The 22,918-nt window shown below is 67.9% G+C and carries 25 protein-coding genes; 8 read left to right on the top strand and 17 right to left on the bottom strand.

What is annotated here, in order from left to right:
* Window positions 1-9: 9 nt before the first annotated feature.
* A complete protein-coding gene (locus GGC47_RS09620) occupies window positions 10-1,707 on the top strand; it encodes a methyl-accepting chemotaxis protein (RefSeq protein WP_185747950.1) in 1,698 nt (565 codons plus the stop codon).
* Window positions 1,708-1,755: 48 nt separating this feature from the next.
* Here the strand turns inward: GGC47_RS09620 and GGC47_RS09615 are convergent, their stop codons facing one another.
* Both GGC47_RS09615 and GGC47_RS09610 read right to left on the bottom strand, forming a co-directional pair.
* Entirely contained in the window at window positions 1,756-2,484 is a 729-nt protein-coding gene (locus GGC47_RS09615) for a DUF1013 domain-containing protein (protein WP_038359672.1), read from the bottom strand.
* Window positions 2,485-2,659: 175 nt separating this feature from the next.
* Entirely contained in the window at window positions 2,660-3,670 is a 1,011-nt protein-coding gene (locus GGC47_RS09610) for an NAD(P)H-quinone oxidoreductase (protein ID WP_370954519.1), read from the bottom strand.
* Window positions 3,671-3,867: 197 nt separating this feature from the next.
* On the opposite strand from GGC47_RS09610, the gene GGC47_RS09605 reads away from it, so the two are divergent.
* Window positions 3,868-4,068: a DUF1192 domain-containing protein gene (locus GGC47_RS09605; RefSeq protein ID WP_038359669.1), complete on the top strand. Its 201-nt coding sequence runs from the start codon at window positions 3,868-3,870 to the stop codon at window positions 4,066-4,068.
* 339 nt (window positions 4,069-4,407) lie between these two features.
* Window positions 4,408-4,935 (top strand): protease adaptor protein RcdA, encoded by a 528-nt coding sequence (rcdA, locus tag GGC47_RS09600; protein ID WP_113254489.1) that lies wholly within the window; start codon window positions 4,408-4,410, stop codon window positions 4,933-4,935.
* A gap of 192 nt (window positions 4,936-5,127) precedes the next feature.
* Here the strand turns inward: rcdA and rpmE are convergent, their stop codons facing one another.
* Window positions 5,128-5,364, bottom strand: a complete 237-nt coding sequence (gene rpmE, locus GGC47_RS09595) for a 50S ribosomal protein L31 (protein ID WP_038359667.1) — start codon at window positions 5,362-5,364, stop codon at window positions 5,128-5,130.
* Window positions 5,365-5,628: 264 nt separating this feature from the next.
* Here rpmE and GGC47_RS09590 point away from each other — a divergent pair, with 264 nt between their 5' ends.
* Complete coding sequence (locus GGC47_RS09590; RefSeq protein WP_370954518.1) at window positions 5,629-7,407, top strand: ABC transporter transmembrane domain-containing protein; 1,779 nt, start codon at window positions 5,629-5,631, stop codon at window positions 7,405-7,407.
* Window positions 7,408-7,416: 9 nt separating this feature from the next.
* Here GGC47_RS09590 and GGC47_RS09585 read toward each other — a convergent pair whose 3' ends face one another.
* The 13 genes from GGC47_RS09585 to tkt form a co-directional block, all read right to left on the bottom strand.
* Window positions 7,417-7,725, bottom strand: a complete 309-nt coding sequence (locus tag GGC47_RS09585; protein ID WP_112764738.1) for a c-type cytochrome — start codon at window positions 7,723-7,725, stop codon at window positions 7,417-7,419.
* A gap of 4 nt (window positions 7,726-7,729) precedes the next feature.
* The gene (locus GGC47_RS09580; protein WP_133564549.1) at window positions 7,730-8,749 is read right to left on the bottom strand and encodes a peptidoglycan -binding protein; all 1,020 of its coding nucleotides are present in this window, start codon (window positions 8,747-8,749) and stop codon (window positions 7,730-7,732) included.
* Between the two features lie 31 nt (window positions 8,750-8,780).
* The gene (locus tag GGC47_RS09575; RefSeq protein WP_133564547.1) at window positions 8,781-9,788 is read right to left on the bottom strand and encodes a flagellar motor protein MotA; all 1,008 of its coding nucleotides are present in this window, start codon (window positions 9,786-9,788) and stop codon (window positions 8,781-8,783) included.
* Between the two features lie 138 nt (window positions 9,789-9,926).
* On the bottom strand, window positions 9,927-10,715 hold the full coding sequence (locus tag GGC47_RS09570; protein WP_038359662.1) for an inositol monophosphatase family protein: 789 nt from the start codon (window positions 10,713-10,715) through the stop codon (window positions 9,927-9,929).
* An 87-nt stretch (window positions 10,716-10,802) separates the two neighbouring features.
* Window positions 10,803-11,729 (bottom strand): tetratricopeptide repeat protein, encoded by a 927-nt coding sequence (locus GGC47_RS09565; RefSeq protein WP_429067824.1) that lies wholly within the window; start codon window positions 11,727-11,729, stop codon window positions 10,803-10,805.
* Entirely contained in the window at window positions 11,726-12,379 is a 654-nt protein-coding gene (locus GGC47_RS09560) for a thiamine phosphate synthase (protein WP_038359659.1), read from the bottom strand. Before GGC47_RS09560 ends, GGC47_RS09565 begins: the two co-directional genes overlap by 4 nt.
* Window positions 12,376-13,530, bottom strand: coding sequence for a benzoate/H(+) symporter BenE family transporter (locus GGC47_RS09555; protein WP_113254486.1), 1,155 nt, complete (start codon window positions 13,528-13,530; stop codon window positions 12,376-12,378). The genes GGC47_RS09560 and GGC47_RS09555 overlap by 4 nt, the downstream gene beginning before the upstream one ends.
* A 118-nt stretch (window positions 13,531-13,648) precedes the next feature.
* Window positions 13,649-13,972, bottom strand: a complete 324-nt coding sequence (locus GGC47_RS09550) for a low molecular weight protein tyrosine phosphatase family protein (RefSeq protein ID WP_113254485.1) — start codon at window positions 13,970-13,972, stop codon at window positions 13,649-13,651.
* Window positions 13,973-14,024: 52 nt separating this feature from the next.
* The gene (gene fba, locus GGC47_RS09545) at window positions 14,025-15,107 is read right to left on the bottom strand and encodes a class II fructose-bisphosphate aldolase (RefSeq protein ID WP_038359656.1); all 1,083 of its coding nucleotides are present in this window, start codon (window positions 15,105-15,107) and stop codon (window positions 14,025-14,027) included.
* 139 nt (window positions 15,108-15,246) lie between these two features.
* Window positions 15,247-16,440, bottom strand: a complete 1,194-nt coding sequence (locus GGC47_RS09540; protein ID WP_142021953.1) for a phosphoglycerate kinase — start codon at window positions 16,438-16,440, stop codon at window positions 15,247-15,249.
* Window positions 16,437-16,934 (bottom strand): hypothetical protein, encoded by a 498-nt coding sequence (locus GGC47_RS09535; RefSeq protein WP_185747949.1) that lies wholly within the window; start codon window positions 16,932-16,934, stop codon window positions 16,437-16,439. Before GGC47_RS09535 ends, GGC47_RS09540 begins: the two co-directional genes overlap by 4 nt.
* A gap of 68 nt (window positions 16,935-17,002) precedes the next feature.
* A complete protein-coding gene (gene gap / locus GGC47_RS09530; RefSeq protein ID WP_038359654.1) occupies window positions 17,003-18,013 on the bottom strand; it encodes a type I glyceraldehyde-3-phosphate dehydrogenase in 1,011 nt (336 codons plus the stop codon).
* Window positions 18,014-18,132: 119 nt separating this feature from the next.
* A complete protein-coding gene (tkt, locus tag GGC47_RS09525) occupies window positions 18,133-20,130 on the bottom strand; it encodes a transketolase (RefSeq protein WP_370954516.1) in 1,998 nt (665 codons plus the stop codon).
* 327 nt (window positions 20,131-20,457) lie between these two features.
* Between tkt and GGC47_RS09520 the strand changes: the two genes are divergently transcribed.
* Together GGC47_RS09520 and GGC47_RS09515 are read left to right on the top strand one after the other, a co-directional pair.
* The gene (locus GGC47_RS09520) at window positions 20,458-20,775 is read left to right on the top strand and encodes a DUF4164 domain-containing protein (protein WP_260368427.1); all 318 of its coding nucleotides are present in this window, start codon (window positions 20,458-20,460) and stop codon (window positions 20,773-20,775) included.
* 36 nt (window positions 20,776-20,811) lie between these two features.
* The gene (locus tag GGC47_RS09515) at window positions 20,812-21,180 is read left to right on the top strand and encodes a cell division protein ZapA (RefSeq protein WP_038359650.1); all 369 of its coding nucleotides are present in this window, start codon (window positions 20,812-20,814) and stop codon (window positions 21,178-21,180) included.
* Between the two features lie 119 nt (window positions 21,181-21,299).
* Here the strand turns inward: GGC47_RS09515 and pal are convergent, their stop codons facing one another.
* Window positions 21,300-21,818 carry a peptidoglycan-associated lipoprotein Pal gene (gene pal, locus GGC47_RS09510; RefSeq protein WP_112764491.1) on the bottom strand — a complete coding sequence of 173 codons (519 nt, stop codon included), beginning with the start codon at window positions 21,816-21,818 and terminating at the stop codon, window positions 21,300-21,302.
* A 322-nt stretch (window positions 21,819-22,140) separates the two neighbouring features.
* Here pal and GGC47_RS09505 point away from each other — a divergent pair, with 322 nt between their 5' ends.
* Both GGC47_RS09505 and GGC47_RS09500 read left to right on the top strand, forming a co-directional pair.
* Window positions 22,141-22,464, top strand: a complete 324-nt coding sequence (locus GGC47_RS09505; RefSeq protein WP_113253735.1) for an ArsR/SmtB family transcription factor — start codon at window positions 22,141-22,143, stop codon at window positions 22,462-22,464.
* A complete protein-coding gene (locus GGC47_RS09500; RefSeq protein WP_370954515.1) occupies window positions 22,461-22,880 on the top strand; it encodes an SRPBCC family protein in 420 nt (139 codons plus the stop codon). The genes GGC47_RS09505 and GGC47_RS09500 overlap by 4 nt, the downstream gene beginning before the upstream one ends.
* Window positions 22,881-22,918 lie beyond the last annotated feature (38 nt).

The following is a 22,918-nucleotide window of genomic DNA, read 5'->3' as shown; positions in this document are numbered from 1 at the left end:
GTGGATCCGGTGAGCCGCAGCCTCAATGACATTCGTCAGGCCTTCACGACGCCGCTGATGTACGGGCAATGGGGGTTCGTTCCGATCGTCGCCCTCGTCGCCTGGTTCAACGGGCATTCCATGGTTGCGGTCGCTCTGGTCTCCGCGCTTCTCGCGGGTGGCGGAGCGCTGGCCTGGGCGCAGGACAGGACCGGCCTCTCGACGCGGATCACCTCGACGGTCGCGCTGTGCGGGCAGGTCGCCCTGCTGGTGCTGGCCTGCGAAGGCACGCGCTACCAGATCGACATGCACATGGCCTTTTTCGCTGCGCTCGCGGTCACGACGGCGTGGTGCTGCTGGCGGGCGATCCTGGCTGCGACGGCGGTGGTCGCAGTCCACCATCTCGTCCTCAACCTGATCTATCCGCTGGCGGTGTTTCCGGACGGGGCGGAATTCCTGCGCGTCGTCACCCATGCCGTGATCCTGCTGGCCGAGGCCGGCGCGCTCGTCTGGCTGGCGCTGCGGCTCGAAAAGGCATTGTTTACGGCCGATGTGGCGACGGATACAGCCATTGCGAACCAGCAGCGCGAAGATGACCTGCGGCGCGAGGCCGGGCTTGCCGACGACCGGCGCGGCATCGTGGAAGCGCGGCTGCTTGCCGCCGTCGGAACGACGGTCGAGGCGGCGCGGCGCGGCGACTTCTCGGTCCGGACGACGCAAGCCTCCGATCTCGGCCGGCTGAGCTCGCTCGTGCAGGGCGTCGACGAACTCGCCGGCGTCTGCGAAGGCTTTCTCGACGAGACGGACCGGGCGCTGGCGGCGCTGGCGGCGGGCGATCTGACGGCGCGGATGGCGACCGGGTTCGAGGGGCGGCTGGCCGGGGTGGCGGTGAATTTCAACCGCTCGGCCGAGGCGCTGGGCAGCCTGCTGGCTGATGTCACGCAGAGCGCTTCCGATACGCGTCAGGCCGCCGATGCGATCCTGTCGGCGACGGACGACCTGTCGCAACGCGGCGAAAGTCAGGCCGCGGCTCTGGAAGACACGTCCACCGCGATCGAGGGGATTGCCGCGACGATCCGGGCGACGGCGGAGAAGGTTTCCTCAGCCGCCAGCAAGGCCCGCAGCACGGCCGACAGCGCCGATGCAGGCGCGGCCGTTGCCGGCAGCGCCGTGGCGGCGATCGACAGGATCGACGATCAGGCAAGGCGGATCGTCGATATCGTCGAGGTGATGGACGGGCTTGCCTTCCAGACCAATCTGCTTGCGCTCAACGCCTCGGTCGAGGCGGCACGCGCCGGCGAGGGCGGGCGCGGTTTCGCCGTGGTCGCCACCGAGGTCCGGCGGCTGGCTCAGCAATCGGCCGATGCGGCGCGGGATGTCCGGCTGCTGATCGACGAGACCAAGACGCAGGTCGATGAAGGCGTCAGATTGGTGCGCGAGGTTGGGCAAAGCCTGAACCTCGTCTCGGGCGACGCGGCCACGGTGGCGCGGGTCTTCGAGGAAATCAGCGACTCCACACGGGAGCAGACCCGGGCGGTGGGCGCGATCGAGCAGACGCTGGCGCAGATGGGCGCTCTGACTCAGGACGGCGCGCTCGCGGCTGCCCGTACCAGCGCTGCCGGGCATGGCATGGTGGCGACCGCGGAAACGTTGACGCGGCAGACGGAGCGCTTCCGGAGTGCCGCGATCTCCACTCTCGAGCGTGAACGCCAGCGGCGCGTGGCATAGTCACCGAGCCGTCCCGGGGGAGCGGCTCGGTCACGCATCGGTCGAGCCTCAGTCCTCGTCGTCCTCGTCGGCCGGGCGCTTGATCTGCTTCAGCTTGGCGAAGACGGAATCGACGTCGATCGCGGCTTCCTCCTCGCGCTTCGGCCGGCTCATGTCGGCGAAGGGCTGGGTCTCCGTCCGCACGGGCTCCGGAGCGGTCGCTTCCTCGACCGAGAGCAGGGTCGAGCCGGCTTCGGCCAGCGCGGCCGGGCGGTCCTTGGCGGCGCGGGCGACCTCGAAGTCCAGGTCGATCTGCGAGCATAGGCCGAGGCTGACCGGGTCGATCGGATTGAGCTGCTGGGCGTTCCAATGCGTCCGGTCGCGGATCTGCGCGATGGTCGACTTGGTGGTGCCGATCAGGCGGATGATCTGCGCGTCCTTGAGCTCGGGGTGGTTGCGCAGCAGCCAGAGGATGGCGTTCGGACGGTCCTGGCGCTTCGAGACCGGGGTGTAGCGCGGGCCCTTGGTGCGCTTGATCTCCGGCACCTTCACCTTGCGCTCGGCGAGGCGCAGATGGTGGTTCGGGTTCGCGGCGGCGCGCTCGAGCTCCTCGCGGGTGAGCTGGCCGGAGGTGATCGGGTCGAGACCCTTGATGCCGGCCGCCACTTCGCCATCGGCAATGCCGCGCACTTCGAGCGGGTGCAGCTTGCAGAACTCGGCGATCTGCTCGAAGGTCAGCGAGGTGTTCTCGACCAGCCAGACCGCAGTGGCCTTGGGCATCAGCGGGGGTTGTGACACGGGGGGCGTCTCCTGAATTGCCCTGGCGCCGTCTCAGGCTCGGCAGGGCAGGGTCGCGGACAATAGCTCTCATGCGCCGACCGGCCTCCTCGGCCGGCCATCCAAATCATCGACGATGAGCAGGATGGCGCGCCTTATAGGCGAGCGCGTGGCAGGTGTCCATGGAAAGTGACGTTCATATCGTCAGCACGATCTTGCCGATATGGGCGCTCGATTCCATCAGACGGTGCGCCTGCGCCGCTTCCGCCAGCGGGAAGGTCGCGCTGATCAGCGGCTTGCAGCGTCCGGCGTCCAGCAGCGGCCAGACCTTCTCCTGCAATTCCGCTGCGATGGCGGCCTTCTCGGCGACGGTGCGGGGCCGTAGCGTCGAGCCGGTGTGGGTCAGACGCTTCAGCATCAGCCGGCTGAAATTGACCGTCGCTTTCGGCCCGTTGAGGAAGGCGATCTGGACGATGCGGCCCTGATCGGCGGCGGCCTCGTAATTGCGGTCGATATAGTCCCCGCCGACCATGTCGAGGGTCAGGTTCACGCCGCGCCCGGCGGTCGCGGCCTTCGTCGCCGCGACGAAATCCTCCGTGCGGTAGTTGATGGCGTGGTCGGCGCCGAGCTCGCGGCAGGCCTGGCACTTCTCGTCCGAACCCGCGGTCGCCAGCACGGTCGCGCCGAAGGCCTTGGCGAGCTGGATCGCCGTGGTGCCGATGCCCGACGAGCCGCCATGGACGAGGAAGCTCTCGCCCGCCTGCAGGCGCCCGCGCTGGAAGACATTGGTCCAGACGGTGAAATAGGTCTCGGGAACGGCGCCCGCCTCGATCAGCGAAAGCCCTTTCGGCACGGGCAGGGCGTTGCTCTCATGGGCGACGGCGTATTGCGCATAGCCGCCGCCGGCGACGAGGCCGCAAACCTGGTCGCCGAGCGCGAAGCGCGTCGCGCCCTCGCCGAGCGCGACGACCGTGCCGGCGATCTCGAGGCCCGGGATGTCGGAAGCGCCCGGCGGCGGGTTGTAGCCGCCCTGCCTCTGTAGCACGTCGGGCCGGTTGACCCCGGCTGCCGCGACCGCGACGAGGATCTCGCCGGCAGCCGGCTGCGGGACGGGGCGCGTCTGCGGTTTCAGCACGTCGGGGCCGCCGGGGGCCTCCATGCCGATCGCGATCATGGTCCGGGGAACGATGCTCGAAGCGGTGTTCATGAGGCTCTCCTGCTATGGCATCGGGTTGAACGGCGTATTCGATCCGAGACGATAGGTCTTTGTTTTTACGTCGGCTTTGCCCGAAAACCGCATTTGGTTTTCGGGCCGCTGCCCCCGGCATGTTGCGGCGCAGCTTGGCGGCATGGGTCAGAGTTGTTTAGCCTACCCGTTCGAGTTTGGTGAGATGCGAGGCCGCCATGTCGTTATTCCCGGAGGATGATCGCCCGAAGCCGAAGCGCGTCCATGAGATCGGGCAGGATCTGTCGACCCTGTCGCTGGGCGAGCTGGAGGAGCGGATTGCCGCGCTGAAGGCCGAAATCGAGCGGCTGACCGAGGCGCGGGCGAGCAAGAGCGCGTCGCGCGCGGCGGCGGACGCCTTCTTCCGCCGGCCGGCCTGAAAATCGGGCGGGCAGGGTGCCATTAAGGGATCATTAATGATTCCAAAGTATGAATCGCATCATCCAGTTTGTCTGGATGTGAGTGGCTCCTGCCTACTCTGTTTGACGCCTCCCTGTTGACCTTCACGAGCCGCCTTTGGCGGCTCTTTTTTTATCCGGGGGGCATCCGGGGTACCGGGGCGGGCCGCCTTGTTGCCGCCATGGATGTCTACCTCCATTAAGGTTAACGACATCTTACCGGGGCCGGTCATCGTTAACGGCGCTATCCTTGCGGTGTCGTGGGCATGATCCGCGTTGCGTTCCAGAGGCGCACGCGATTGTGCCGATGGGAGACACCGTATGAACGACGCCCAGTTGCTCGAACTGCCCCGGGAAGGAACGATCTCCTTCGCGCGCGGCTTCGTTCGATCCGACGCCTTCATGATCCTGTTCCGCGAGGGCATGGGGCTGGTCGAGCAGACCGCGGCCTATCTCGATGGCGAGGGCCGCAAGGAATCGGCGGCGCTGCCGCGCGAGGTCGCGCTGACCTATGCCACCGAGAGCATGCGCCTGACCACGCGGCTGATGCAGATCGCTTCCTGGCTGCTGGTGCAGCGAGCCGTCGCGGAGGGCGAGATGACGGCCGAGCAGGCGCGGGCCGAGCACAGCAAGGTCAAGATCGGCGATCCGATGATCCCGCCGGCCGAGCATATCGTCGCCCGGCTGCCCGAGCGGCTGCGCCAATTGATGGACCATTCGGTCCGCCTTCAGGCGCGCATCCGCCATCTCGAGGAGCAGATGTCGGGCCATGCCCCGCTGCCGGAGACCGCGAACCCGGTGCAGGACCAGCTCGCCAGCCTGCAGGCGCGGCTTGAGCTGCGGAGCTGAGAGCTAGAGGCCTGCCCCGTCATGCTCGGGCTTGACCCGAGCATGACGGAAAACAGTCCGTTCCGTCCCGAGATTCTCGGATCTTCGCTTCGCTGCGTCCGAGTATGACGGCGAGGCTTCCGAAACAAAAAACCCGGCCGCGAGGCCGGGTTTTTGCATTTTCGGAGGAAGCAGCCTTGCGACCGCCTCGACTTACTTCTTGCCGATCGTGCCGAGGCCAGCGAAGCGCGAGTTGAAGCGCGAGACACGGCCGCCGCGGTCCAGCATATGCTGCGTGCCGCCTGTCCAGGCCGGGTGGGTCTTCGGGTCGATGTCGAGGTTCAGCGTGTCGCCTTCCTTGCCGTAGGTCGAGCGCGTCGCATACTCGCTGCCATCGGTCATGACGACCTTGATGGTGTGGTAGTCGGGGTGGATGCCGGCCTTGGCCATGACGAAATCCTCGAAGCTTACAAAAACGGGCGTGTCGACAAGCAGGCGGACCTGCCCGGCCCGTCGAAAGAATTCGGATGAGCCTGTCGTGAAGTCGCGAGCACATATCGCAGACGCAGGCGCAGCGCAAGTTTGACGGTGCCGAACCACGCCTGCGGCGTTGCGACATTTGCCAAGGCTTGCCCGATCGGCTTTGTCCGGTGTTGAAGATTGCTATCGTTCCAGGGCGCGCGAAGCGCGCGATTGCAGCAGGAGTTCCGGCGCGTGGCCGAAGCTGACGGGAAAGACGACAAGGCGCGGCCGGATTTCCGTTCGCTGGCGACCTTCTGGCCCTATGCGCGGGCGCAGAAGCGGCGCATCGCCGCGGCTCTGGTCGCGCTCATCGTGGCCTCGCTGGCGACGCTGATCCTGCCCGTCGCGGTCCGGCGCGTCATCGATGTCGGCTTTGCCGGCGGGGAGCAGCAGCTCGCCAACAGCTATTTCATCCTGCTGATCGGCGTCGTCGCCGTGCTGGCGCTGGCGAGCTCGGCGCGATTCTATCTGGTGATGACGGTCGGCGAGCGCATCGTCGCCTCGCTGCGCGCCGACGTCTTCCGGCATCTGACACGGCTGGAGCCCGCCTTCTTCGATTCGAGCAAGGCGGGCGACCTCGTCTCGCGGCTCACCGCCGACACGACGCAGATCAAGTCCACCTTTGCCTCGACCGCCTCGATCGCTCTGCGCAACGCCATCATGGCGCTGGGCGCGCTCGGGCTGATGGTGGCGACGAGCCCGCGGCTCTCGGCCATCGTCATCGGCGTGATCCCGCTGATCGTGATTCCGCTGGTGATGTCGGGCCGCTCGGTCAGGCGCCGCGCCCGGATGGCGCAGGACCGGCTGGCCGAGGCTTCCGCCTTCGCGGCGGAGGCGGTCGGCGCCATCCGCACCATGCAATCCTTCGGCGCGGCGGCGCAGACATCGGCCCGCTTCGAGGCGGCCTCGGACGGGGCCTATGGTGCCTCGCGGGAGGCGACGGCCTCGCGGGCGCTGCTGTCGGGCGTGGCGATCTTCCTGGTCTCGGCCAGCGTCGTCTGCGTGCTGTGGGTCGGCGCGACCGAGGTGTTCGACGGGCGCATGACCGGCGGACGGCTGTCGCAGTTCATCCTCTATGCGGTGCTGGCGGCGAGCTCGCTCGGCCAGCTCTCGGAGGTCTATGGCGATATCAGCGCCGCGGCGGGCGCCTCCGGCCGGCTTGGCGAAATCCTGGCGATGAAGCCTGCCATCGCCGCGCCGCCGATGCCTAAGCCGATGCCCGAGGCCTCGCTCGGCGAGCTCGCCTTCGAGGATGTTTCGTTCAGCTATCCCGGGCGGGACGCCTCGGCGCTCCATCATCTCAGCTTCTCGATCCGGCCGGGCGAGCGCATCGCGCTGGTCGGCCCGTCCGGCGCGGGCAAGAGCACGGTGCTGCAGCTGGCACTGCGCTTCTACGATCCGCAGGGCGGGCGCGTCGTCGTCGATGGCGTGGCCGGGCCCGAAGCCGATCCGGAGGTCTGGCGGCAGCGTTTCGCGCTGGTGCCGCAGGAGCCGACCGTCTTCGGTGTCTCGGTTCGGGACAATATCGCCTATGGCCGCCCCGATGCCACGCAGGCCGAGGTCGAGGAGGCGGCGCGGCTCGCGGCGGCGGACGGCTTCATCCGGGCCCTGCCGCAGGGCTACGACACCATCGTCGGCGAGCGCGGGGTGACGCTCTCGGGCGGGCAGCGCCAGCGGCTCGCGATTGCGCGGGCGGTGCTGAAGGACGCGCCGATCCTGCTGCTCGACGAGGCGACGAGCGCGCTCGATTCCGAAAGCGAGCGGGCTGTGCAGGATGCGCTCGACCGGTTGATGCTGGGGCGCACGACGCTGGTCGTCGCGCATCGCCTCGCGACCATCCTCTCGGCCGACCGCATCCTGGTGATGGAGGAAGGGCGCATCGTCGAGCAAGGCACCCACGCCGAGCTCAAGGCGCGCGGCGGGCTCTATGCGAGGCTGGCAGCGTTGCAGTTCGGGCTGGAGGCGGCCTGAGGCCAGCCCTCAGCGCGGCAGCGAGGCGTAATAGGCCGAAAGCGCCTGAGCCTCGGCCAGGGAGATCGAGCGGGCCATGTAGCGCATCTCCTTGTGCGGGCGCTTGCCGGAGCGGAAGGCCAGCATCTGGTTGTACATGTAGAGTTCGTTCTGGGCGGCGAGATGCGGTACGTCGGCGCTGCGGGCGATGCCGTCGAGACCGTGACAGAGCGCGCATTCCTCGGCCGGCGAGGTCCGTGGCTCGGCCGATGCAGGATAGGCCCCCAGCAGCGCAAGGATGGCGAGCAGCGGCCGCGCGGCCGCAAGCCTGCGGGACATGGCCTCAGCGCTCCGTGATCTTGAACTCGATGCGCCGGTTGCGGCGATGGGCCTCGTCGGTGTTGGCGAGGTCGAGCGGCTGGTATTCGCCGAAGCCGGTCGCCGCGACGCGGTCATTGGGCAGGCCGCGCGACATCAGATACTCCACCACCGCGATGGCGCGGGCCGCGGAGAGATACCAGTTCGACGGGAACTGCGCCGTCTTGATCGGGCGGTTATCGGTGTGGCCGTCTACGCGCAGGATCCAGGGCAGGTCCGGTGGCATCTCGCGGGCGAGGTCGAGCAGGACCGTGGCGAATTTGTCGAGCTCGGCCTGGCCCTCCGGCTTCAGCACCGCCTGGCCGGCATCGAAGAAGATCTCGGACTGGAAGACGAAGCGGTCGCCGACGGTGCGGATGTCCGGCCGCGTGCCGAGCACTTGCCGCAGCCGCCCGAAGAAATCGGAGCGGTAGCGCGCCAGCTCCTGCACGCGCTGGGCCAGCGCCACGTTGAGGCGCGAGCCGAGATCGGCGATGCGGGTCTGCGAATCCCTGTCCTTGGCCTCGGAGGCGGCGAGCGCCTCCTCCAGCGCCGCGAGCTGGCGGCGCATGGCGATGATCTGCTGGTTGACGAGGTCGACCGATGCCTGGGCACGGGCTGAGAGCTGCTTCTCGCTCTCCAGCGCCTTCTGCGTCTCGGCGAGCTGGGCGCCGGCATTGCCGTTCTGCTGCGTGTCGAGCAGGCCCTGCAGGCGGCTGCGCTCGCCCTGCGTCTGGGCGAGCGTCGACTGCATGAGCTGGAGGCTCTCCTGCGCCTGCCGGTTGGAGGAACGCTCCAGGGCGAGCAGGTCGGTGAGCTCCGAGATCTGCTTGTTGAGCCGCTCCAGCGCCGTGTCCTTGCCGGTCAGCTCCTGCGAGAGGAAGAACTGGCCGAGCACGAAGACGGTGAGCAGGAAGACGATGCCGATCAGCATCGTCGAGAGCGCGTCGACGAAGCCGGGCCAGAAATTCACGTCCTCGCGGCGGTGGGCGCGGGAAAGGGCCATCGTCAGTTTCCTGCTGCGGTTGCGGGGCGGATCATGGCTCCGTGATGTGGTCCGCGGTGAGGCGCTCGATGAGCCGCTTCATATCCTTCTCGCGGGTGGCCTGCGCCTCGACCCAGTCGCGGATCATCTGCTGCTCGGAACGCATGTGCTGGACGAGCCCCTGGATGCCTTCGGCGAGATTGGCGAGCGCCTGCGTCGCCGCCCGGTTGTTGGCGGCGCCGTCGGCCATCGCCGCGCTCAGCTTGTCGAAGCGGTCGGCCAGCGGGTTGCCGGTCGGCAGGAGCGGGGTCACGCCCGGCAAGGCGGTGCGCGTGCCGAGCCAGCTTTCGATCTCGTTGCGGAAGCGGCGCTGCGCCTGCGCGACCTGCAGGTCGAGAAAGCCGAGAATCAGCGAGCCGGCGATGCCGAAGAGCGAGGACGAGAAGGACAGGCCCATGCCGGCCAGCGGCGCCGAGAGCCCGGCCTTGAGATCGTCGAAGAGCACGCCGGCTTCCGCCCCGGTGCGCAGCGAGTTGATGACCGAGCCGACCGAGCCGACCGTCTCGAGCAGGCCCCAGAAGGTGCCGAGCAGGCCGAGGAAGACGAGCAGGCCGGCGAGATAGCGCAGCACCTCGCGCCCGTCATCGAGTCGGACGGAGACCGATTCGACGATGGAGACGGCCTGGGCCGGCGCGAGGCTGGCCTCGTCCAGCGCCGGCAGCACGGAGCCGAGCGGCGCGATGACCTCGCCGCGGCGGATTTCGGCATGGCGCGGCGCGGCGGCGAGGCGGGTGGCGGCGCGCGCCTCGCTGTGCAGCCGCCAGAGCTCGCGCAGCGCGACCAGCACGCCGACGAGCAGCGCGCCGAGGATGAGGCCGTTCAGCCCCGGATTGGTCATGAAGGCCTTGGCCAGCCCGGCTTGGAGGATGTAGCCGAGGAAGCCGATCAGCGCGAGGAAGACCAGCGCGCGGACGACATAGCGGAGAGGCCGGGAGAAGCGGGTGTCGTCTCGCGGGGGTGCGACCGTGATCTCTTCGGCCGCCAGATCCTCGTTCGCCATGCTTCGTCTTCCGTTCGCCTCGGATCGCAGAGCGCGCGATTCCCCGACCAGGCTGGTTCAACCCGGTCGGATCCTGCTCGCAGGGAACTGTCGCCTCCCCTACGGACAGGATCAAGCCTGAAAGATCAAGGTTCTATGTCAGCCGGCCGTCTTGAGGGCCGCGCGCAGCGCCTGTTCACAGGCTTCGTTGCCGCAGATGACGTCCTTCGCGCTGGTCACCTGCTTGCCGTCGAGCGTGCCGAAGGTGCCGCCGGCTTCGCGGATCAGCACGCTGCCGGCCGCGAAATCCCAGGTGTTGAGCCCGCGCTCCCAGTAGCCGTCGAGGCGGCCTGCGGCGACATAGGCAATGTCGAGCGCGGCCGAGCCCAGGCGGCGGACATTGGCGAAGCGTGGCATCACGGCCGCAAGTTCACGCAGGAACTGGCCGTGCCCGCCCTTGCCGATATGCGGAATGCCCGTGCCGACCAGCATCTCCGTCGGCTCGCGGAGGCCGGAGACGCGCAGGCGGCGGTTGTTGACATAGGCGCCCTTGCCCTTCTCGGCCATGAACAGCTCGTCCTTGGCCGCGTCATAGACGATGCCGGCGATGAACTGGTTATCGCGCTCCAGCGCGACCGAGATGTTCCAGTGCGGGATGCCGCGCAGGAAGTTGTGGGTGCCGTCGAGCGGGTCGATATGCCAGCGGTTGCTCTCGTCCGTGCCGTGGACGACGCCGCTCTCCTCCATGACGAAGCCGTAGCCGGGACGGGCCTTCTCCAGCGACTCGCGCAGGATCTGTTCGGCCTTGTGATCCGCCTTGGAGACGAAGTCGCCCGGTCCCTTGGCGAGCACCTGCAGATTCTCGACCTCGCCGAAATCGCGCTTCAGCGAACGGGACGCCTTCATCACGGCGTCGGTCATCACGGTCATCAACGGAGAACGAATCATCTGAACCTCTTGCGCGCCGTCACGGCACGGTGAGCCTGCGGCAGCGTAGCGCGCGGCGAAAATAGCGTGCCGTCACTTGCGCGGCTCTTAGGGCGCCGTCAAGACGAAGCTGCTGATGCGGGAGGCGGCCATGCCGGCGGCGCGGCCCTTCTGCTCGGGATTGAGACGGTCGAACAGCTCGTCCAGGGCCGCATCGTCGAGCCCTTGTGAGCGGGCGGCGAGATGCCAGGCGGCGGCCTCGATCGTGTCGGGCGCGATGCCGAGGCCGAACTGATAGAGTTTGGCGAGGCGGTTCTGGGCGATGGCGTTGCCCTGATAGGCGGCGTGCAGGAAAAGTTTCGCCGCGGCGGCTTCGTCCTTCGGCACGCCGGTGCCGTTGAACAGCATGATGGCGTATTCGACCTCGCCCGGCACATTGCCGGCGGCGGCGGCCTTCTTCAGCCAGCCGGCCGCGACCTCCCCGGATTGCGGCAGGCCGCGACCCTGCCTGGCAAGGACGCCGAGCGCATGCATCGCATCGCCGATCTGGGCCTTCGCGGCGACCTGAAGGCAGGCGATGGCGCGCTTGTCGTCAGCCTCCCGGCCCGTCGCCAGCAGCGCGAGGGCGAGGTTGTAGTTGGCCAGCGGGTGGCCGGCGGCGGCGGCCTTCTCCAGCAATTGCCCGGCGCGGACGGGATCGGGCTTGCCGCTGTTCGGGTCGAGCAACTCGGTCGCCAGCGCGAAGGTGGCGTTGATGTCGCCGCGCGCATCCGCCTGCTGGTACCATTCGGTGGCCGCCTTCTGGTCGGGCGCCACGCCGAGGCCCTGGCGGTAGATCTCGCCCAGCAGCGTCATCGCGGCGGCGTCGTTGTGATCGGCCTCGACGCGCTTCAGCGCCTCGGTCTGGGCGCGCCGGTAGTGGCCGGCTTGATAGGCGCCATAGGCGAGGTCCTCGAACGGCGCGCCGGCGGCGCTCGTCGTGCCCGCGGCGCCGAGCGAGGCTGCCAGCAGGATCGCGCAGCCCGCTCGCTTCATCGGGCGGCCTTCCGCGCCGCGCAGGCGGACATGGCGGCATTGGCGGCCTCGACCAGGGCGCGGATGTCCTGCCCCTCGGCAAAGGCCCAGGCGCCGAGGGCCACGAATTCGGCCCCGGTTTCGATCAGCGGCTCGATCGAGTCGGCATCCGGCGCATAGGCGACGCAGGGCGTCTCGAAGATCTCGGCCCACCAGCCGGCGCGCTCGATCACCGCCGGCAGGGGCGGCATGCTGCCGTCCGGCCGCGGCTCGCCGAACATGACGTAGTCGACGCCGGCCTCGCCGGCATCCATGGCGTCATGGCGCGCCCTGAGGCCGCCGACGCCGATGATGCGCTCGGTCTTGAGGCTGGCGCGCGCCTCCGCGATCGCCTGCGGGCCGCCGGTGATATGCACGCCGTCAGCGCCGCCGCGCGCGGCGACCAGCGCATTGTCCTCGACGATGAGGGCGACGCTGTTGCCTTGTACCGGGCCGGCGAGGCGCTTGACGCGCTCGATGCGGCTGCGGTCGTCGCCGGGCGTCAGCCGGAGCAGGATGGCCGCGACATCGCCGCCGGCCATCGCCTGCATCAGGCGGAAGGCCATGGCGTCGGCGTCCTCGACCGGCGGGGTGACGAGCATCAGGCGAGTGGGGGAAGGATGTGTTGTCATGATCGGCTGCGCAAACGGCCCGCAGCGAAGTCCAATGTCAAGACCGCAAGCCCGGCAACGAGGCTCCAGAAGGCCGAGCCGATGCCGAAAAGCGAAAGACTCGACGCCGCGACGCAGAATGCGATCGCCGCGGCGAAGCGCTCCCGGTCCGACGACATCGATTGCGCAAGCGCGCCGGTGAAGGAGCCGGCGAGGCCCAAGCCCGCCACGGCGACGATCAGCGCCTTCGGCAGCGCCAGCAGGAGCGCGATCAGCAGGCCGGTGCAGCCGGCGATGACGAGATAGGAAAAGCCGTAGATCACGCCCGCCTTCCAGCGCTGCTTCGGATCGGGATGGGTGTCGCTGCCGGTGCAGATCGAGGCCGATATTGCCGCCATGTTGGACATATGCGCGCCGAAGGGCGCGGTCAGCAGCGAGACGAGCCCGGTGGCGAACAGGGCCGGCGCCGTCGGAGGATTGTAGCCGGCGGCGCGCAGCACGGCGAAGCCCGGCAGGTTCTGGGCTGCCATGGTGACGAGATAGAGCGGGACGCCGATACCGAGCATGGCGCCAATATCGAAGCGTGGCGTGACGAATTCGAGGCTGGTGAGCGCGATCCCGCCTGCCGGCCAGTGGGCGAGCCCGCCCAGGAAGCTGATGACGACGCCGGCGACCAGCGCCGCGACGACGCCCAGGAACGGGTTGAGAAGCCGCGCGACGAAGAAGATCGCGAGCAGGGGCAGCACGAGCAGCGGCGATATCCGCATTTCGTCGAAGACGGCGACGACGAAACGGAAGATCACGCCGGCCAGCATCGCCGAGGCGATTGGCATCGGGATGCGCTCGATCAGCCGGCCGAGCGGGCGGAAGGCGGCGGTCAGCATCATCAGGAGGGCCGCGACGAGGAAGGCGCCGACGGCAGAGGCCATGTCGAAGCCGCTGGCGGCGGCGATCAGCGCCGCACCCGGCGTCGACCAGGCGCAGATCATCGGCATGCGGTAGCGCCAGGACAGCCAGATGCTGGGCAGGCCGGTGCCGATGGCGAGGGCGGCGACCATGGAAACGGTCTGCTCGGGCGTGGCGCCGAGCGCCTGCGCGGCCGAAAGAATGACCGCGACCGAGGCGGCGAAGCCGACGAAGACCGCAACGAGGGCGGAGAAGACGATCGACATGGGGTTGCGGGGACCAGCGGGGCAGGGACAGCGCTGCCCTTGGATCAGAAATCGCACCGCGCGGAAAGGGCGCTCCCGGCATGGCTGCAGCGAGCGCGACGTACGACGAGCGCGGTCGTCAGGGCAGAAACCGCCCGACCTTGGCTTCGAGCAGGTGGACGAGGGCTGGGTCCATGAACGCGTAGTTGTCGGGAATGTCGAGGCAGATCACCCGCGCCGATTTCAGATATTTGCCGAAACGCCGCTGCAGCTTGGCGCGCTGCTCGCGCTCCATCACGAAGATCAGGTCGGCCCAGGCAACGAGATCGCTTGTCAACGGCACGTCCGCATCGTGGTTCGTGCCGGCGGACGCGACCTCAAGGTCACGCCTCTCAGAGAAGATCTGTTCGGCCGTGGGGCTGCGCAACCGATTCCGGCTGCAGACGAACAGAACTTTCTTCATGGGATGGAGGCCTTGCGGGTGAAGCGATGCTCCACCCGCCCGAAATCGTCTTTCACGCCGCCTTCTTCGCGCCGAAGGTCGGGTCGAGCTCGCCCTTGGCGTAGCGCTTGGCCATCTCGGCGAGCGTGATCACGCGCTTGATCTTGGAAGCCTGGCCGGCGGTGTTGAACTCCTCGAGCCGCTTCTTGCAGAGCGCGGTCATCGCCTCCATGGCGGGCTTCAGATACTTGCGCGGATCGAACTCGCCGGGGTTCTCGGACAGAATCTTGCGGATCTGGCCGGTCATCGCCATGCGGTTGTCGGTGTCGATGTTGATCTTGCGCACGCCGTGCTTGATGCCGCGCTGGATCTCCTCGACCGGCACGCCCCAGGTCTGGGGCATCTTGCCGCCATACTGGTTGATGATGTCCTGAAGGTCCTGCGGAACGCTGGACGAGCCGTGCATGACGAGATGCATGTTCGGCAGCTTCTTGTGGATCTCCTCGATGACGTTCATCGCGAGGATCGCGCCGTCGGGCTTGCGGGTGAATTTGTAGGCGCCGTGCGAGGTGCCCATGGCGATGGCGAGCGCATCGACCTTGGTCTCGGCGACGAACTTCACCGCCTCGTCGGGATTGGTCAGGAGCTGGTCGTGGCTGAGCTTGCCCTCGAAGCCGTGGCCGTCCTCCTTCTCGCCTTCGCCGGATTCGAGCGAGCCGAGCACGCCGAGCTCGCCCTCGACGGAGATGCCGCCGAGATGGGCCATGTCGGTGACGGTCTTGGTCACGCCGACATTGTAGTCCCAGTCGCCCGGGGTCTTGCCGTCGGCCTTGAGCGAGCCGTCCATCATCACCGAGGTGAAGCCGGCCTGGATCGCGGTCATGCAGGTCGCCGGCTCGTTGCCGTGGTCGAGATGCACGCAGACCGGGATATGCGGATAGATCTCGGTGACGGCGTCCATCATGTGCTTGAGCATGATGTCGTTGGCGTAGCTGCGGGCGCCGCGTGAGGCCTGGATGATCACCGGCGCGTCGGTGGCGTCCGCTGCCGCCATGATCGCCAGCGCCTGCTCCATGTTGTTGATGTTGAAGGCGGGCACGCCGTAGTCGTTCTCGGCGGCATGGTCGAGCAACTGGCGAAGCGTGATACGGGCCACGATGGCACTCCCCTTTAGCTAAATCGGTATGATGGTTGGATTTAGTGCGTAAGCGCCGCTCGCGCAAAGCCAAAGCGGCGACGTGCTGAAAATGCAAAGGGCCGCCCGTTGCCGGGCGGCCCCTGAAAAACAGCCGGAATCAGGCCTTCCGAAGCGCCTCGACGCCCGGCAGGGGCTTGCCTTCCATCCATTCGAGGAAGGCGCCGCCCGCCGTCGAGACATAGGTCAGCTCGTCGGCGACGCCGGCATGGTTCATCGCCGAGACGGTGTCGCCGCCGCCGGCAACGGCAACCAGCTCGCCGGCCGCGACCCGCTTGGCGACGGCCTTGGCGACAGCGACGGTCGCGGTATCGAAGGGCGGCAATTCGAAGGCGCCGAAGGGCCCGTTCCAGACCAGCGTCTTCACCTTGCCGAGCCGCAGCACGACCTCGGCGATCGAGAGCGGGCCGGCATCGAGGATCATCTCGTCGGCCTCGACCCCATCGACCGGCACGACGCGATAGCCCGGATGGGCCTTGAACTCGCGGGCCACCAGCGCATCGACCGGCAGCAGGATCTCGCAGCCGGCGGCCTTGGCCTTCTCCTCGATCTCGCGGGCGGTGCCGGCGAGATCGTGCTCGCACAGCGACTTGCCGACATCGACGCCGCGGGCGGCGAGGAAGGTGTTGGCCATGCCGCCGCCGATGACGAGGACGTCGACCTTCTTCACGAGATTGCCGAGCAGGTCGAGCTTGGTCGAGACCTTGGCGCCGCCGACGATGGCCATCACCGGGCGGGCGGGGTTGTCGAGACCGGCGGAGAGCGCCTCCAGCTCGGCCTGCATGGTGCGGCCGGCATAGGCCGGCAGGACATGGGCGAGGCCCTCGGTCGAGGCGTGCGCCCGGTGTGCGGCCGAGAAGGCGTCGTTGACATAGAGATCGCCATTGGCGGCGATCGCCCTCACGAAGTCCGGATCGTTCTTCTCGTCGCCTGCGTGGAAGCGGGTGTTCTCCAGCAGCAGAACGTCGCCGTTCTTTGCAGCCGTCACGGCCTTGGCGACGTCGTCGCCGATGCAGTCCTCGACGAAGGTGACGGGCCGGCCGAGCGCATGCGCCAGCGCCGGCACGACCTGCTTCAGGCTGTTCTTGTCGTCGCGGCCCTTGGGACGGCCGAAATGGGCGAGGAGGATGACCTTGCCGCCCTTGTCGGCGATCTCGCGAATGGTCGGCAGCACGCGGTCGATGCGGGTGGTGTCGCTGACCTCGCCGTCCTCCATCGGGACGTTGAGATCGACGCGGACGAGGACGCGCTTGCCGGCGACATCGGCATCGTCGAGGGTGCGGAAGGCGCTCATCGCGACAGCAGGCCCCCGAACAGGCCGGGCACGCCGAATTTCAGCACGAGGATGGTGAGGATGACCGTCAGCACCGCGGTGACGATCGCGGTCATGAACAGGGTGCCGGCGCGCGGCGTCGCGTCGACGCGGCTGCGCAGATTGGAGATCTCGCCGCGGATCGCGGCGAAGTCCATGGTGCCGGCCGCAGCGTCGACCTTGTGGGCACTGCGCTCCAGCGAGGCCTCGGCGCGGGTCAGCACCGCCTCGTAACGGGCGAACTTCTCCTCGATGCGGGCGGCCTTCTCCTCGATGCGGGAGAGCTGGTCGAGGCCACGCGGCTCCTGCCTGGAAGCGGGTTCGGCGGAGGCCGGCACCGCGGAGCCGACGATCGCGGCCGGGGCAGGCGTCGCCGGCGCAGGAGCGGCCGGGGCCGGGCTCGGTGCGGGGGGCGGCGTCACGGCGGGCGTCTCGACAGGGGCCGGGGACGTGACGGTCGGCTCGATCTTGGCCATGGGCTCTCCGCAGTTTGAAGGAAACGGGCGAGGCCGCGCCGGAACGCGGCCTCGCTTTCAGAGGTCGATCAGAGCAGCGCGCCCATGGCGACGGCGGTGTCGCTCATGCGGTTCGAGAAGCCCCATTCGTTGTCGTACCAGGACAGCACGCGCACGAACTTGTCGTCCATGACCTTGGTCTGGTCGAGGGCGAAGGTCGAGGAATGCGGATCGTGGTTGAAGTCGATCGAGACGTTCGGCTGGTCGGTGACGCCGAGGATGCCCTTCAGCGGGCCGCGCTTCGAGGCCTTGATGATGGCCTCGTTCACCTTCTCGACCGTGGTCTTGCGCTTCGAGATGAACTTGAAGTCGACGACCGAGACGTTCGGGGTGGGAACGCGGATCGAGGTGCCGTCGAGACGACCCTTGAGCTCGGGGATGACGAGGCCGATCGCCTTGGCGGCACCGGTCGAGGTCGGGATCATCGACATGGCGGCGGCGCGGGCGCGGTAGAGATCCTTGTGCATCGTGTCCAGCGTCGGCTGGTCGCCGGTATAGGCGTGGATCGTGGTCATGAAGCCCTTGTCGATGCCGACGGCGTCATGGAGCACGCGCACGACCGGCGCGAGGCAGTTCGTCGTGCAGGAGGCGTTCGAGACGATCAGGTGGTCCTTGGTCAGCTCGTGCTGGTTGACGCCGAAGACGACGGTCAGGTCGGCGCCGTCGCAGGGAGCCGAGACCAGGACGCGCTTGGCGCCGGCGGCGAGATGGGCGGCGGCCTTCTCCTTGGTGGTGAAGAGGCCGGTGCATTCCAGCGCGATGTCGACGCCGAGCGCCTTGTGCGGCAGCTCCTTCGGGTCGCGGATGGCGGTGACCTTGATCGGGCCGCGGCCGACATCGATCGTGTCGCCGGAGACGGTCACCGTGCCGGGGAAGCGGCCATGGACGGAGTCGAAGCGGAAGAGATGGGCGTTGGTCTCGACCGGGCCGAGATCGTTGATCGCCACGACCTCGATGTCCTTGCGCTTCGACTCGATGATCGCGCGCAGAACGTTGCGCCCGATGCGGCCGAAGCCGTTGATCGCTACCTTCACCGTCATGTCTTCCTCTCCTTCGCCGAGCGTCCGGCGTGAGCCGTCGCTATCCACGCGGGCAATTCGGCCAAAGCATGGCCGAATGCAAGACTTGTCTCGGGAAACTCAGCCCGGTGGCCTGAAAATCAGGCGTTATGCTTCTTCATCGCGGCATCGGCGACGGCTTCCGCCGTGATGCCGAAATGCTTGTAGACGTCCTTGTAGGGGCCGCTCGCCCCGAAGGAGTGCATGCCGACGAAGCCGCCATCATGCCCGATCACCGCATCCCAGCCGAAGCGGACGCCGGCCTCGACCGCGACCTTGACGGGCGCCGAGCCGATGATCGCGGCTTGGGTCGCCTCGTCCTGCGCCAGCAGCAGTTCGAGCGAGGGCACCGAGACGACGCGCGCGCGCACGCCCTTTTCCGCCAGCAGTTTGCGCGCGGCGACCGCGAGCTCGACCTCGGAGCCGGAGGCGAAGAGCGAGACCTGGGCCTTGCCGCCCTCGGCCGCCAGCAATTCATAGGCGCCAGCCGCCGAGCGGTTCTTCGCCGAGGCGTCGGTGCGCAGCTGCGGCAGGTTCTGGCGCGTGAGGGCCAGAACCGTCGGGCCATCCGTGCGCTCCAGCGCGATCTGCCAGGCCTCCGCCGTTTCGATCGTATCGGCCGGGCGGAAGACGCGCATGTTCGGCATGGCGCGCAACGAGGCGATCTGCTCGACCGGCTGGTGGGTCGGGCCGTCCTCGCCGAGCCCGATCGAGTCATGCGTCATGACGTAGACCACCGGAACGCCCATCAGCGCGGCAAGCCGCATCGAGGGGCGGGCATAGTCGGCAAAGACCAGGAAGGTGCCGCCAGCGGTGCGGAAGCCGCCATGCAGGGTGATGCCGTTCATCGCGGCGGCCATGCCGTGCTCGCGGATGCCGTAGCGGACGTAGCGGCCCTTCGGGGTCTTCGGGGTGAAGTCCTCCGCCGCCTTGGTGCGGGTGTTGTTCGACGGCGTCAGGTCGGCCGAGCCCATCACCAGCTCCGGCATCACCGGGATGATGGCTTCGAGCGCCAGCTCCGAGGCCTTGCGGGTGGCCACAGCCTGCGGCGCGGCGATCAGCGCCTTCTTATGGGCGAGGATCGCCTTGTCGAGCTTGGCCGGCACGATATGCGCCAGACGGCGCTCGAACTCGGCGCGCTTGCGCTCGGAGAGCAGGCCGAAACGGCTCCTCCAGCTGGCGTGGGCATTCGCGCCGGCCGCGCCGGCGGCGCGCCAGGCCTTCAGCACATCTGCCGGGACCTCGAAGGGGCCGCCGGTGATGCCGAGCGCCTTTTTGGCGGCGGCAAGCTCCTCGGCGCCGAGCGGCTCGCCATGGGCCTTGGAGGTGCCCGCCTTCTTCGGCGCGCCGAAGCCGATCACGGTCTTGCAGGCGATCATGGTCGGCTTGTTCGACTTCTGGGCGCGGCGGATCGCGGCCTCGATCGCGTCGGGATCATGGCCGTCGACGCGCTCGGAGCGCCAGCCGCAGGCCTTGAAGCGCGCGACCTGGTCGACATTGTCGGTGATGGTCAGCGGGCCGTCGATCGAGATGCCGTTATCGTCCCAGAACACGATCAGCTTGTTGAGCTTCTGATGGCCAGCGAGCGCGATCGCCTCCTGGCTGATGCCTTCCATCAGGTCGCCGTCGGATGCCAGCACATAGGTGTGGTGGTCGACGACCTTCTTGCCGAACTCGGCGGCGAGCATGCGCTCGGCCATCGCCATGCCGACGGCGGTGGCGAGGCCCTGGCCGAGCGGGCCGGTGGTGGTCTCGACGCCGGCGGTCTCGAAATTCTCGGGGTGGCCGGGAGTCCGGGAGCCGAGCTGGCGGAACTTCTCGAGGTCGGCGAGCTCCATGCCGGGCGTGCCGGTGAGATAGAGCAGGGCGTAGAGCAGCATCGAGCCGTGGCCGGCGGAGAGCACGAAGCGGTCACGATCCGGCCAGCGCGGATCGGCGGCGTCGTATTTCATCACGCGGGTGAACAACACGGTCGCGACGTCGGCGGCGCCCATCGGCAGGCCGGGATGGCCGGACTTGGCCTTCTCGACGCCGTCCATCGCCAAGCCGCGGATGGCATTGGCGAGCTTGTCGTGCTGGGCGCGGTCGATGGTGGTCATGGTGATCTCGTGGCTCCGTCTGGCGGGCGGGGCGGTCCGGCCCGACCCCGCGCGAGGCGGGCAGGACGGTCCGACAAAGGCAAGCGCAGATGACTTCGAAAGGACGGCTGGATTAGGCCCGGCGCTCGCCTTGAGTCAATTCGCGGCGGGCGGTTTCGTGCCTCGGAAGGCGCGGCGCAGGGTCGTTTCCGCAAGCTTTGCCTCAGCGCATGTGGACAAGCCCTTGGCAATTGCAGGTTTCCTGCGGCCGGGATTCACGTTTCCCACGCTTCTGCTGTAAATTCAGGCACGAATCGCGTGAGCCGGCTTCGATCTGAAAGGAGAGCGATGGTGGCGAGCCTGATGCTGGACAATGCGCTGGCGCGCCTCGATGCGGCGCTGGGGCAGTTGGAAGCGGCGGCACGGCGACGGGTCGAGGCCGAGCGCGGCCGGGCCAATCTCGAGACCGAGCTGGCGCTGATGCAGGACGACCGGGCGCGGCTGGCGGCCGAGCTCGACGGGACGATGGCCCGGCTCGGCCATGTCGAGGCGGCGGCTGGTGACGTCGACCAGCGCCTGATGCGGGCGATGAACGTGATCGGCGCGGTTATCGAGCGGGTGCAGGCCCAGCAGCCGGCGGAGGTCGAGGCCGAGGAGACGGAGTGATCTGTCCCGCATGGGAGGTCACGGGAAGGAGAGGCGATGCCGCAAGTCAACGTCACGATCGCCGGCAAGGCCTATCGGATGGCCTGCGGGGAGGGCGAGGAAGCGCATCTGGAAGAGCTCGCGCGCTTCTATGACGGCAAGATCGGCGAGATGCGGGAGGCCTTCGGTGAGATCGGAGACATGCGCCTGCATGTCATGGCGGCGCTGATGGTGGCCGACGAGATGTCCGAGCTGAGACAGCGGCTCGCCAAGCTGGAATCCGATCTGGCGGCGACGCAGGGCGATGCCGGCGCGGCAGACCAGCGACTCAGCGAGGTCGAGGACCGGGCCGCGGAAGCCCTTGTCGGCGCGGCCGAACGGATCGAGGGCGTGGCACGGAGCCTGATCCCGACGCCGGTGGGGTGAGACGCTGATCGAGAGCGTCATGCTCGGGCTTGATCTGAGAATGACGGCCAGAGCGTATCCTTTGCAAAAGCCCCGGACGTTGCCGTCCGGGGCTTCGTGTTTTCAGAGGGTCGCGGCGCTCAGACGCCGGGGGCGCCGCCGGCGCCGTCCAGGACCGTCACGGCGCGGCGGTTCTGCGACCAGCAGGAGATGTCGTTGCAGACCGCGACCGGGCGCTCCTTGCCGTAGGAGATGGTGCGGATGCGGTTGGCCTGGATGCCGCGCGAGGCGAGGTAGTCGCGCACGGTCTGGGCGCGGCGGGCGCCGAGCGAGTAGTTGTATTCGCGGGTGCCGCGCTCGTCGGCGTGACCCTCGACGACGAAGCTGTAGCGCGGATAACGCTGCAGCCAGGAAGCCTGCTTGTCGAGGGTTGCGGTCGCAGTCGAGGTCAGGTCGGTGGAGTCGGTCTCGAAGAAGACGCGGTCGCCGACATTGACGACGAAGTCCTGCGCGCTGCCGGGCGTCGCGGCGCCGCCGGCGCCGAAGCCCGACGCATCCGCGTTCTGGTTGTTGTTGGCACAGGCGCCGAGCGCGAGCGTGGCTGCGAGGGCGGCGGCGAAGCGGACGGTGCGGCCGCCGGCGAGGAGGGTGGTCAACATGGCTGAACTCCGGGCGATCGAAATCATATGGCGGCGCGCTTCAGGACAGCGTTGCCTCGCTGCCATCAATGAAGCGTCAACCTAAACGAGACCTTGCCAGATCAAGGCGAAGTGGCGGCATTGCGGCGTATGGTTAACCAAATGTGGCGAAGGGCCATTTGCGGGCTTGGCTGTAGCGTGGCGGACACAGGAAGGCGAGGCGCGCTCGCGCTGGTCGGGCTACCTGCAATGCAACGAGAAGAGGGCATCCGGCTTTCGATTGACAGATTCATAACTCAGTGGTTATCGATATAACTCATAGCCAGGCAGTTATGGATTTCAGATGCCGGACACACCTGATGCGCTCTTCAGAACGCTTGCCGACCCGACCCGGCGGGGCATCTTCGAGCGCCTTTGTCGCCAGGGGGAGCAGACCGTCGCGGCTCTGACGGCCCAGGCCGGTGTCTCGCAGCCTGCTGTCTCGAAACATCTCGCGGTGCTGAAGCAGGTCGGGTTGGTGCGAGACCGCCATGAAGGCCGCCAGACGCATTACAGCGCCCAGCTCGGCGCGCTTGCGCCCCTGGTCGATTGGACGAGCCGGATGGCCGGGTATTGGGAAAGCCGGTTCGACGATCTCGAAGATTTGCTGAAGAGGATGGATCAATGACCGAAACCCGCTCCGTCGTCGTCGAGCGAGAGATGCCCCATGCGCCGGAGAAGCTCTGGCGTGCCCTGACGCAGCCTCATCTGATCGGGGAATGGCTGATGAGGAACGATTTCGTGCCGGCCGTCGGGCACCGCTTCAAGTTGAGCGGCGACTGGGGCGGCGTGCTGGATTGCGAGGTGCTCGCGGTCGAGCCGAACCGGTCATTATCCTATACGTGGAACTTCGCGCATGACGACGCGGCCTATGCCCTGCAGAGCGTCGTGACCTTCACACTCACCCCTTCTCCGAAGGGCACGCATCTGCGCATGGAGCAGGTCGGCTTCCGGCCGGAGCAGAAGCAGGCCTTCGGTGGCGCCAAGGCCGGCTGGCAGCAGTTCTTCGCGAAGCTGGAAGAGGTCATGGCGCGCGAGGGCTGAAAATCGCCGCCTTCACTTCAATGGCTCGAAAAGGAGGT

The organism is Allobosea sp. OAE752 (assembly GCF_050433265.1).
In the GTDB taxonomy this organism is placed as follows: Bacteria; Pseudomonadota; Alphaproteobacteria; order Rhizobiales; family Beijerinckiaceae; genus Allobosea; species Allobosea spartocytisi.
Note: the sequence above shows the minus strand (reverse complement) of the source record. Positions and strands in the feature narration are given on the sequence as shown.

Bases quoted from the DNA above. Each gene is read 5' to 3' on its own strand.
- GGC47_RS09610 (WP_370954519.1), bottom strand. From the start codon at position 3,670: ATGAACACCGCTTCGAGCATCGTTCCCCGGACCATGATCGCGATCGGC.
- GGC47_RS09605 (WP_038359669.1), top strand. From the start codon at position 3,868: ATGTCGTTATTCCCGGAGGATGATCGCCCGAAGCCGAAGCGCGTCCAT.
- rcdA (WP_113254489.1), top strand. From the start codon at position 4,408: ATGAACGACGCCCAGTTGCTCGAACTGCCCCGGGAAGGAACGATCTCC.
- rpmE (WP_038359667.1), bottom strand. From the start codon at position 5,364: ATGGCCAAGGCCGGCATCCACCCCGACTACCACACCATCAAGGTCGTC.
- GGC47_RS09585 (WP_112764738.1), bottom strand. From the start codon at position 7,725: ATGTCCCGCAGGCTTGCGGCCGCGCGGCCGCTGCTCGCCATCCTTGCG.
- GGC47_RS09580 (WP_133564549.1), bottom strand. From the start codon at position 8,749: ATGGCCCTTTCCCGCGCCCACCGCCGCGAGGACGTGAATTTCTGGCCC.
- GGC47_RS09575 (WP_133564547.1), bottom strand. From the start codon at position 9,788: ATGGCGAACGAGGATCTGGCGGCCGAAGAGATCACGGTCGCACCCCCG.
- GGC47_RS09570 (WP_038359662.1), bottom strand. From the start codon at position 10,715: ATGATTCGTTCTCCGTTGATGACCGTGATGACCGACGCCGTGATGAAG.
- GGC47_RS09565 (WP_429067824.1), bottom strand. From the start codon at position 11,729: ATGAAGCGAGCGGGCTGCGCGATCCTGCTGGCAGCCTCGCTCGGCGCC.
- GGC47_RS09560 (WP_038359659.1), bottom strand. From the start codon at position 12,379: ATGACAACACATCCTTCCCCCACTCGCCTGATGCTCGTCACCCCGCCG.
- GGC47_RS09555 (WP_113254486.1), bottom strand. From the start codon at position 13,530: ATGTCGATCGTCTTCTCCGCCCTCGTTGCGGTCTTCGTCGGCTTCGCC.
- GGC47_RS09550 (WP_113254485.1), bottom strand. From the start codon at position 13,972: ATGAAGAAAGTTCTGTTCGTCTGCAGCCGGAATCGGTTGCGCAGCCCC.
- GGC47_RS09540 (WP_142021953.1), bottom strand. From the start codon at position 16,440: ATGAGCGCCTTCCGCACCCTCGACGATGCCGATGTCGCCGGCAAGCGC.
- GGC47_RS09535 (WP_185747949.1), bottom strand. From the start codon at position 16,934: ATGGCCAAGATCGAGCCGACCGTCACGTCCCCGGCCCCTGTCGAGACG.
- gap (WP_038359654.1), bottom strand. From the start codon at position 18,013: ATGACGGTGAAGGTAGCGATCAACGGCTTCGGCCGCATCGGGCGCAAC.
- tkt (WP_370954516.1), bottom strand. From the start codon at position 20,130: ATGACCACCATCGACCGCGCCCAGCACGACAAGCTCGCCAATGCCATC.
- GGC47_RS09520 (WP_260368427.1), top strand. From the start codon at position 20,458: ATGGTGGCGAGCCTGATGCTGGACAATGCGCTGGCGCGCCTCGATGCG.
- GGC47_RS09515 (WP_038359650.1), top strand. From the start codon at position 20,812: ATGCCGCAAGTCAACGTCACGATCGCCGGCAAGGCCTATCGGATGGCC.
- pal (WP_112764491.1), bottom strand. From the start codon at position 21,818: ATGTTGACCACCCTCCTCGCCGGCGGCCGCACCGTCCGCTTCGCCGCC.
- GGC47_RS09505 (WP_113253735.1), top strand. From the start codon at position 22,141: ATGCCGGACACACCTGATGCGCTCTTCAGAACGCTTGCCGACCCGACC.
- GGC47_RS09500 (WP_370954515.1), top strand. From the start codon at position 22,461: ATGACCGAAACCCGCTCCGTCGTCGTCGAGCGAGAGATGCCCCATGCG.